6 protein-coding genes and 1 pseudogene are annotated in these 8,316 nt (G+C 69.8%); all 7 read left to right on the forward strand.

The features are described 5' to 3' along the window. Positions 1–719: pseudogene (locus AC31A1_RS41340) on the forward strand (hypothetical protein); the annotation flags it as partial. Between the two features lie 282 nt (positions 720–1,001). Continuing rightward, positions 1,002–1,844 (forward strand): nitrilase-related carbon-nitrogen hydrolase, encoded by an 843-nt coding sequence (locus AC31A1_RS41345; protein WP_489658235.1) that lies wholly within the window; start codon positions 1,002–1,004, stop codon positions 1,842–1,844. Then, complete coding sequence (locus AC31A1_RS41350) at positions 1,841–3,127, forward strand: aspartate aminotransferase family protein (RefSeq protein WP_489658236.1); 1,287 nt, start codon at positions 1,841–1,843, stop codon at positions 3,125–3,127. Before AC31A1_RS41345 ends, AC31A1_RS41350 begins: the two co-directional genes overlap by 4 nt. 28 nt (positions 3,128–3,155) lie before the next feature. Further along, positions 3,156–4,736 (forward strand): PucR family transcriptional regulator, encoded by a 1,581-nt coding sequence (locus AC31A1_RS41355; RefSeq protein WP_489658237.1) that lies wholly within the window; start codon positions 3,156–3,158, stop codon positions 4,734–4,736. Between the two features lie 155 nt (positions 4,737–4,891). Then, positions 4,892–5,734: a nitrilase-related carbon-nitrogen hydrolase gene (locus AC31A1_RS41360; protein ID WP_352110940.1), complete on the forward strand. Its 843-nt coding sequence runs from the start codon at positions 4,892–4,894 to the stop codon at positions 5,732–5,734. A 100-nt stretch (positions 5,735–5,834) separates the two neighbouring features. After that, positions 5,835–7,238 carry a dihydropyrimidinase gene (hydA, locus tag AC31A1_RS41365; protein ID WP_489658238.1) on the forward strand — a complete coding sequence of 468 codons (1,404 nt, stop codon included), beginning with the start codon at positions 5,835–5,837 and terminating at the stop codon, positions 7,236–7,238. A gap of 11 nt (positions 7,239–7,249) precedes the next feature. Then, on the forward strand, positions 7,250–8,269 hold the full coding sequence (locus AC31A1_RS41370; RefSeq protein WP_489658239.1) for a TIGR03842 family LLM class F420-dependent oxidoreductase: 1,020 nt from the start codon (positions 7,250–7,252) through the stop codon (positions 8,267–8,269). Positions 8,270–8,316 lie beyond the last annotated feature (47 nt).

Raw genomic sequence — 8,316 nt, forward strand, 5'->3', positions numbered from 1 at the left:
GTCGAGGCAGTGCCCGCTTCGCCGGCCTGGCCGAGGACGACGCCGGCACCCCGGCCCCGGGCCCCGCAGCCGTCGTACCGGAACTCCCCGCTCCCGCGCCCGCCGCTCGCCGGACCCCGCGCGGAGCCCGTTTCGCCGGGGCCGCCCGGCCGGTCGAGCGGGCGCAGCCCAAGCGGGAGCCGTTGGACGCGGAGGCGCGGCAGAGCACCGTGGAGGCCGTGCGGCGGCTCGTGGGGCTGCGGCGCGAGGGCCGTAGCGGCGAGGCGCACGCGCTGCTCGTGGAGGCCGCGTACTGGCCTGCCGCGCGTTTCCCGCTGCTCGCGGCCGAGCTGCAGCGCGCCGGGCTCGGCGCGGACTGGGCGACGCTGCTGTGGGAGGCCGCCTCGCTGCCCGCCGACCGGCTGGTCGGCGCGGCGGACGCACTGGTCGCGGCGGGCCGTACGGCGGACGGTGAGCAGATCCTGCGGCAGGGCGTGGCCCGCCCGGCGGGCGAGATAGGCGAGGCCGTGCTCGCACTGGCCGCGGAGGGGCGCCGCCGTGAGATCCACGCGCTTCTCGACGCCTACGTCCGGGTCCGCACCCCCGAGGAGGCGGCCCGCAGCGTCGCCGCCGACCCGCAGCAGCTGGTTCCGCTGCTGCTGGAGGCCGCGCAGGGCGCCTCGGACGAGTGCCACTGGGATCTGGTGCATGCCTTGCGGGTGGCGGGCTTCAGCGCGTGAGCGCTCCGCTGGGTTAGCGGGTGGGTGCGTGGTTTTTTGGCCGCGCGTCGGTGGGGGCTGGTCGCGCAGTTCCCCGCGCCCCTGTCGGGGCGCTGCACTGCACGGAGTTCATCGGATCCGCCTAGGCGGCCCAGCGGCTCACCCACCGGAGGGTGAAACACGATCGACTCCGCGGGTTAACGACGATGGTCTTGGCAAGGCTCCTCCGGAGGCTTACGTTCATCCCTCTACGGCCTTGTCTACGGGCGTAGAGGCTCTGGCGTCCCGTCGAAGGAGCAGCTCATGGCCAACGTCGTACGCGCCGCTCTGGTCCAGGCCACCTGGACCGGCGACACCGAGTCCATGGTGGCGAAACACGAGGAACACGCCCGCGAGGCGGCCCGCCAGGGCGCCCGGATCATCGGGTTCCAGGAGGTGTTCAACGCCCCCTATTTCTGTCAGGTCCAGGAACCCGAGCACTACAGCTGGGCGGAACCGGTGCCCGACGGGCCGACCGTACGTCGTATGCAACAGCTCGCGCGCGAGACCGGCATGGTGATCGTCGTCCCGGTCTTCGAGATCGAGCAGGACGGCTTCTACTACAACACCGCGGCCGTGATCGACGCCGACGGCACCTTCCTCGGCAAGTACCGCAAGCACCACATCCCGCAGGTCAAGGGCTTCTGGGAGAAGTACTACTTCAGGCCGGGCAACGCGGGCTGGCCCGTCTTCGACACCGCCGTCGGCAAGGTCGGTGTCTACATCTGCTACGACCGGCACTTCCCGGAGGGCTGGCGTCAACTCGGCCTCAACGGCGCCCAGTTGGTCTACAACCCGTCCGCCACCTCGCGGGGTCTCTCCGCCTACCTCTGGCAGCTGGAGCAGCCCGCGGCCGCCGTCGCCAACGAGTACTTCATCGCCGCGATCAACCGTGTGGGACAGGAGGAGTACGGGGACAACGACTTTTACGGGACGTCGTACTTCGTCAACCCGCGGGGCCAGTTCGTCGGCGACGTCGCCGGCGACAAGGACGAGGAACTCCTCGTGCGCGACCTGGACTTCGGGTTGATCGAGGAAGTCCGCCAGCAGTGGGCGTTCTACCGCGACCGGCGTCCCGACGCCTACGAAGGGTTGGTGCAGCCGTGACCAAGGACCTGCTGGGACGCCACCGGGACGTGCTCCCCGACTGGCTCGCCCTGTACTACCAAGACCCGTTGGAGATCACGCACGGCGAGGGCCGGCACGTCTGGGACGCCGAGGGCAACAAGTACCTCGACTTCTTCGGCGGCATCCTCACCACGATGACCGCACACGCGCTCCCCGAGGTCACCAAGGCGGTGAGCGAGCAGGCCGGGCGGATCGTCCACTCGTCCACGCTCTACCTCAACCGGCCGATGGTCGAACTCGCCGAGCGCGTCGCCCAGTTGTCCGGCATCCCCGACGCCCGCGTCTTCTTCACCACCTCGGGCACCGAGGCCAACGACACCGCCCTGATGCTGGCGACGTCGTACCGCAAGAGCAACCAGATCCTGGCCATGCGCAACAGCTACCACGGCCGTTCCTTCAGCTCGGTCGGCATCACCGGCAACCGCGGCTGGTCCCCGACCTCGCTGTCCCCGCTCCAGACGCTGTACGTCCACGGAGGTGTCCGGACGCGCGGCCCCTACGCCGACCTGAACGACGCCGAGTTCATCGCGGCCTGTGTCGAGGATCTGAAGGATCTGCTCGGGCATGTGCGTCCGCCCGCCGCCTTGATTGCCGAACCCGTCCAGGGCGTCGGCGGGTTCACCTCCCCGCCCGACGGCCTGTACGCGGCCTTCCGTGAAGTCCTCGCCGAGCGCGGGGTGTTGTGGATCGCCGACGAGGTGCAGACCGGCTGGGGGCGCACCGGCGACCACTTCTGGGGCTGGCAGGCACACGCGGAGAACGGTCCGCCGGACATCCTCACCTTCGCCAAGGGCATCGGCAACGGCATGTCCATCGGCGGTGTCGTCGCCCGCGCCGACATCATGAACTGCCTTGACTCCAACAGCATTTCGACCTTCGGCGGCACCCAGATCACCATGGCGGCCGGCCTCGCCAACCTGGCCTATCTGCTGGAGCACGACCTCCAGGGCAACGCCCGCCGCGTCGGCGGCCTCCTCATCGAGCGGCTGCGGGCCGTCGCCGCACAGCATCCCGGCGTACGGGAAGTACGCGGGCGCGGACTGATGATCGGCATCGAGCTGGTCAAGCCCGGCACCGACGAGGCCGACCCGGACGCGGCGTCCGCCGTGCTCGAAGCGGCCCGCGAGGGCGGCCTGTTGATCGGCAAGGGCGGCGGACACAACACCAGCGCCCTGCGTGTCGCCCCACCGCTGTCCCTGACCGTCGCGGAGGCCGAGGAGGGCGCCGCGATCCTCGAACGGGCTCTGAGTAGCACGCAGTAGCGCACACGCTGAACAAGGGAAGACCGTCATGACCGCCACCTTGGGAACCCTCGGAACCCTGGACCCCCTGGAGCCCGCCCTGTCGGTGCGCCAGGTCCTCGGCCTGGAACGGGTCCTCGCCGGGGAACCCGAGGTGGTGGCCGGCGCGAGCCAACTCGACCGGCCCGTGCGCTGGGTGCACGTCGCCGAGGCCGCCGACGTCGGCGTGATGCTCACCGGCGGCGAGATGGTCCTCACCACCGGCGTGCTCCTCGCCGGTGACGAGGCCGCGCAGGCCGAGTACATCCAGTCCCTGCACCGCGCGGAGGCATCCGCCGTCGTCCTGGGCCTGGGACGGGCGTTCCCCGCCCCGCCGGACGTGATGCGCCGCGCGGCCGAGCGGTGCGGGCTGCCCATGGTGGTGCTCCACCGGCCCTTCCCCTTCGCGGAGTTGACGGAAGAGGTCCAATCCCGGCTGGTACGGCGGAAGTTCGCCGCCGTCAGCCTCTCCGAGGCGGTACGGACCGCGCTCACCGGGCTCATCACCGGCGGCGCCCCGCTGCAGAGCCTGCTCGACGAGGTCGCCGCGCACAGCGCCTGTCCGGTCGTCGTCACCAACCTCGCGCACCGCGTCCTCGCCACGGCGGGGGAGCGGTCGGCCGTGGACGACGTGCTGCGCGACTGGGAGCGGATCTCCCGGCAGGCCGGCGGCAGCGAGGGCGACGGCTGGATCCGCGCAGAGTTGGGCGGGCGAGGGGAGCGCTGGGGTCAGATCATGCTGTGCGGCTACCGGGGCGACACCGCCACCGGCCGCCTCCTCGCCGACCGCGCCGCCGAGGCCCTCGTCCTGCACCGCATGCTCGGCGGCTCCGCCCACACCTGGGAGGAACAGTCCGCGCAGAGCCTGATGACCGACCTGGCGAGCGGAGTCGTACCGGCCCGCCAGCTCCTGCCCCGCGCCCGCGCGGCCGGACTCCCGGTCAACCGGCGCACCTTCGTCCCGATGGTCGTACGCGACGGCGACACGGCCCAACTCGACCGGGTGCTACGGCTGTTGGGGCTCCCTGGACTCGTCGCCGAACTGGCCGACGGAGTCACCGCCGTGCTGCTCAGCCTGCCCCGCGACCAGGACGCGGACGCCCTCGCCGCGCACTTCGCGAGCCGGCTGCGCACCGAGTCGGGGGCGTTGAAGGCGGTCGTGGCCGCCGCCGGGCAGCGCATCGTCTGGGACGACGTGCCCGCCGGTCTGCGCGAGGCACAGCACGTCGCCGACGCCGTGGCCGACTCCAGCGACGCCCTCGAACTCCCCGCCGTCGTACGCCTCAAGGACGTTCATCTGCGCGGCCTGATAAGGCTGTTGCGGGACGACCCGCAGGTGCAGTCGTTCGCCGAGCGGGAGTTGGACGGGCTGCTGTGCGCGGCCGACGAGGACCTCCTCGCCGTACTGCGGACGTATCTGGCCACCGGCCGCAACAAGTCGCGCACCGCGCAGCTCCACCATGTGTCGCGGCCCGCGCTGTACCGCCGGCTGGAGGCCATAGAAGGGCGGCTCGGGGTCGACCTCGACGACTTCGAGCAGGCCGCCTCGGTGCACATCGCGCTCCTCGCGCACGACGCGCAACAGGGGTGAAACATGGGACTACCTGCGAAAACGGCGGTGAAACATGCGGCCACGACAGGGTGACACCGTGGAACGCCGGGCGTCCGCAGACGTGACACCGTGCAACTCAAAGACCCCCTCCGGACTTCCTAGGCTCCTCGCACACCTAGCGACCGGAGGTCCCGATGAGCACAGTGATTCGTGCCGCTCTCTTCCAGACAGCCTGGACGGGCGACAAGGAGTCCATGATCCAGGTACACGAGCAGGCGGTGCGCGACGCGGCCGCGCAGGGTGCTCAAGTCCTGTGCTTCCAGGAGCTGTTCTACGGACCGTACTTCTGCCAGGTCCAGGACAAGGCGTTCTACGAGTACGCCGAGGCGATCCCGGACGGCCCGATCGTCAAGCGCTTCCAGGCGCTCGCCAAGGAGCACGGCATCGTCCTGATCCTGCCGATGTACGAGGAGGAGCAGCCCGGCGTCCTCTACAACACGGCCGCCGTGATCGACGCGGACGGCTCCTACCTCGGCAAGTACCGCAAGCACCACATCCCCCAAGTGCCGGGATTCTGGGAGAAGTTCTACTTCCGCCCGGGCAACAGCGGTTGGCCGATCTTCGACACCAAGGTCGGCAAGATCGGCGTCTACATCTGCTACGACCGGCACTTCCCGGAGGGCTGGCGTGCGCTGGGCCTCGCGGGTGCGGAGATCGTCTTCAACCCGTCGGCGACCTCGCGCGGCCTGTCGGCCTACCTGTGGCAGCTGGAGCAGCCCGCTGCGGCCGCCGCCAACGAGTACTTCGTCGGTGCCATCAACCGGGTCGGCGTCGAGGAACTGGGCGACAACGACTTCTACGGGACGACGTACTTCGTCGACCCGGAGGCCCAGTTCGTCGGCGAGGTGGCCAGCGACAAGGAGCCCGAACTGGTCGTCCGCGACCTGGACTTGGCCAAGCTGCGCGAAGTCCGCGACCGCTGGCAGTTCTACCGCGACCGCCGCCCGGACGCGTACGGCCCGCTGACCGCACCGTAAAACACGCAGGGTTCCCGCGCCCCGTTTTTAGGGGCGCGGGGAACTGCGCGACCAGCCCCCACCGACCCGCACCAGACCACAATCCAGCGGAGTCAAAACAATGAGCACCCGTACCGTAATCCGCGGCGGCCTAGTCATCACCGCGTCCGACGAACTCCACGCCGACGTCCTGATCGAAGACGGCCGTATCGCAGCCCTAGCCACCTCCGGTACGCCGACGGCCGACGCGTGGACCGCCGAGCGGGTCATCGACGCCACCGGGAAGTACGTCATCCCGGGCGGTGTCGACGCCCACACCCACATGGAGATGCCGTTCGGCGGCACCAAGGCGGCCGACACCTTCGAGACCGGCACCCGGGCCGCCGCCTGGGGCGGTACGACGACCATCGTCGACTTCGCCATCCAGAGCGTCGGCGGAGCCCTCCGCGAGGGCCTCGACGCCTGGCACGCCAAGGCCGAGGGCAACTGCGCCATCGACTACGGCTTCCACATGATCGTCTCCGACGTCAACGAGGACACCCTCAAGGAGATGGACCTGCTGGTGCAGGAGGGCGTCACCTCCTTCAAGCAGTTCATGGCCTACCCGGGCGTCTTCTACAGCGACGACGGCCAGATCCTGCGCGCCATGCAACGCGCTGCCGACAACGGCGGGTTGATCATGATGCACGCCGAGAACGGCATCGCGATCGACGTGCTGGTCGAGCAGGCGCTGGCCCGCGGCGAGAGGGACCCCCGCTATCACGGCGAGGTCCGCAAGGCCCTCCTCGAAGCCGAGGCCACCCACCGCGCCATCAAGCTCGCGCAGGTCGCCGGCGCCCCGCTCTACGTCGTGCACGTCTCCGCGATGGAGGCGGTGGCGGAACTGGCCAAGGCACGCGACGAGGGGCTCCCCGTCTTCGGCGAGACCTGTCCGCAGTACCTGTTCCTGTCGACGGACAACCTCGCCGAGCCCGACTTCGAGGGCGCGAAGTACGTGTGCAGCACACCCCTCCGGCCCAAGGAGCACCAGGCCAAGCTGTGGCAGGGCCTGCGCACCAACGACCTCCAGGTCGTCTCCACCGACCACTGCCCCTTCTGCTTCGTGGGCCAGAAGGAGCTGGGCCGGGGCGACTTCTCGAAGATCCCCAACGGCATGCCGGGCGTCGAGAACCGTATGGACCTGCTCCACCAGGGCGTCGTCGACGGGCACATCAGCCGCCGCCGCTGGATCGAGATCGCCTGCGCCTCCCCGGCGCGGATGTTCGGCCTCTACCCGAAGAAGGGCACCATCGCCCCGGGCGCCGACGCCGACGTCGTCATCTACGACCCGCACGCCGAGCAGACCGTCTCCGCCGAGTCGCACCACATGAACGTCGACTACTCGGCCTACGAGGGCAAGCGCCTCACCGGCCGCGTCGAGACCGTCCTCTCGCGCGGCGAACTCGTCATCACCGAGCGGGAGTACACCGGGCACGCGGGCCACGGCGTCTACACCCCGCGCTCCACCAGTCAGTACCTCAACTAGGAGTGGCGCACATGGACTTCGGACTCGTCCTGCAGACCGACCCGCCGGCCTCGCGGGTCATCAGCCTGATGAAGCGCGCCGAGCGCAACGGCTTCACCTACGGCTGGACCTTCGACTCCGCCGTGCTGTGGCAGGAGCCGTTCGTGATCTACAGTCAGATCCTGGCCAACACCACGAAGTTGACGGTCGGCCCGATGGTCACCAACCCGGGCACCCGCACCTGGGAGGTCACCGCCTCCACCTTCGCCACCCTCAACGACATGTTCGGCAACCGCACGGTCTGCGGCATCGGCCGCGGCGACTCCGCGATGCGCGTCGCGGGCCGAACTCCCAACACCCTGGCCCGGATCAGCGAGGCCATGAAGGTCATCAGGGCGCTGGGCTCCGGCCAGGAGGCGGACCTCGGCGGCACGGTCATCAAGTTCCCCTGGGCCAAGGAGGACGCCCAACTCCCGGTCTGGATGGCCGCGTACGGCCCCAAGGCCCTCAAGATGACCGGCGAGGAGGCCGACGGCTTCATCCTCCAGCTCTCGGACCTCTACCTCACCGAGTACATGGTCAAGGCGGTGAAGGACGCGGCCGTCGCCGCCGGGCGTGACCCGTCCGAGGTCAAGATCTGTGTGGCCGCCCCGGCCTACGTCACCGAGGACGACTCACCCGAGGCGCTCGCCCACGCGCGCGACCAGTGCCGCTGGTTCGGCGGCATGGTCGGCAACCACGTCGCCGACCTCGTCTCCAAGTACGGCGCGCACTCCGCCGCCGTACCCGAGGAACTCACGGACTACATCAAGGCCCGTGAGGGGTACGACTATTCGCATCACGGTCGTGCCGACAACCCCGACACGGCCTTCGTGCCCGACGAGATCGTCGACCGGTTCTGCATCATCGGATCGGCCGAGAAGCAGATCGAAAAGCTCAACGCCCTGCGCGAGTTGGGCGTCGACCAGTTCGCCGTCTACGACATGCACGACGCGCAGGAGGCCACGATCGACGCCTACGGGTCGAAGGTGATCCCGGCCGTCAACGCCTGAGTCAGGCACCCACCGCTCAACTCCCCGTCCCCCCACTCCAGTTCTCC

The sequence above is a fragment of the Streptomyces sp. P5F9 genome (genome assembly GCF_057961495.1).

Coding starts and splice junctions, on each gene's coding strand:
- AC31A1_RS41345 (WP_489658235.1), top strand. CDS start 1,002: ATGGCCAACGTCGTACGCGCCGCTCTGGTCCAGGCCACCTGGACCGGC.
- AC31A1_RS41360 (WP_352110940.1), top strand. CDS start 4,892: ATGAGCACAGTGATTCGTGCCGCTCTCTTCCAGACAGCCTGGACGGGC.
- AC31A1_RS41355 (WP_489658237.1), top strand. CDS start 3,156: ATGACCGCCACCTTGGGAACCCTCGGAACCCTGGACCCCCTGGAGCCC.
- hydA (WP_489658238.1), top strand. CDS start 5,835: ATGAGCACCCGTACCGTAATCCGCGGCGGCCTAGTCATCACCGCGTCC.
- AC31A1_RS41370 (WP_489658239.1), top strand. CDS start 7,250: ATGGACTTCGGACTCGTCCTGCAGACCGACCCGCCGGCCTCGCGGGTC.